This window comes from Pseudomonas sp. MF6394, from assembly GCF_002018845.1.
In the GTDB taxonomy this organism is placed as follows: domain Bacteria; phylum Pseudomonadota; class Gammaproteobacteria; order Pseudomonadales; family Pseudomonadaceae; genus Aquipseudomonas; species Aquipseudomonas lactis.
This window is the reverse complement of record NZ_MVOJ01000080.1, coordinates 1-1,296: the sequence shown is the minus strand read 5'-3', so window position 1 is coordinate 1,296 and position 1,296 is coordinate 1. Positions and strand designations below refer to the sequence as shown.

The 1,296-nt window shown below is 60.6% G+C and carries 1 protein-coding gene; it reads right to left on the bottom strand.

Features of this window, described 5'->3' with window-relative positions:
- The coding region (gene istA, locus MF6394_RS32780) for an IS21-like element ISPst3 family transposase (RefSeq protein ID WP_177345165.1) at positions 1-1,181 on the bottom strand (1,181 nt) is incomplete at its 3' end.
- Positions 1,182-1,296: the final 115 nt, after the last annotated feature.

Below are 1,296 nucleotides of genomic sequence, written 5' to 3'. Positions count from 1 at the left end.
GCGCCGTTGCGCAGCGCACCGGGCTTGCGTTCGATCAGCGGGAGGTAGTGCTGCCAGTCATAGCTGACCTGGTCGCGATCCAGCAAGCGGACATGGCTGGCGATCAGCGCGTCGTCAGCCACCACCTCGATTCGCGTCGGATACAAACGGCTGCTGACCCACTTACCCGCGTACTCACACGGCACCGAGTAGCGGTTGCGCCCGACGCTGACCAGGCAGGTGCTGGAGACCCGCGCAGGCCGCTCGACGTAACCGTCGAATGGCGCTGGCACAGGCATCAGTTCAGCGCGCTCCAACTCCAGCACTTCGGCCACACTCAGACCGCTGTATTGAGGGTGCGTCAGCTCGTTCCAAAGCGCGCGGCAGCGCTGGCCCAGCCAGGCATTGAGTTCCTCGAAGGAGTGAAACTGGCAGTCCTGGGCGTCTAGCCAGATACGCCTGCGGCTGTCTTGCACGTTCTTTTCAACGATGCCCTTTTCCCAACCAGCGGCGACGTTGCAGAAGTCCGGATCGAACAGGTAATGCGCGCACATCACCGCAAAGCGCGCATTCACCGCCCGGCCTTTGCCCTTATTGACCTTGTCGACGGCGGTCTTCATGTTGTCGTAGATGCCCCGGCGCGGCACGCCGCCCAAGGAGCCGAACGAGCGTGTATGGGCGTCAAATAACATCTCATGGCCCTGGCTCGGATACGCCACAAGCCAGAACGCACGGCTGGCACACAGCTTCAGATGTGCCACCTGCATACGCCGGTAAATGCCGCCGACCAGCAAACCTTCCTCGCTCCAGTCAAACTGAAACGCCTCGCCAAGAGCAAAGGTCAGCGGCACAAAGGCCTGCGACGCCTTGCCCTGTCCCTCTCGCCAGGCACGGATAAACGCGGTGAGCTGGCTGTAGCCACCGTCATAACCTTCGGCTTTGATTTGCGCCAACAGCGCCTTGGCACTGCGCCGCTGTTGCTTGGGCCGCAGCGAATCGGCTTTTAGCGCCTGCTCCAGCGTGGCGTGAAAAGGGCTGAGTTTGTTGAAGATCGCGCGGCGTTGGTAGACCGGCGGCTTGGCCTCAGGTGCTCTGACCCACTTGCGAATCGTGTTGCGCGCCAACCCGGTGCGCTTGGCTATCTCATGCAGCGACAGCTTGTCGCGGAAATACATCCGGCGAATTTTGCCCATCATTTCCATACTGATCACCCTGTGTTCTCCTGCTCAAAAATTGAGCAGAAGCAGTTGAACACCTGGGTCAGTTTTCAGTCGGCAGAACAGCCTCTACTGGGTCAGTTTTCGGTCAGCGGCAACA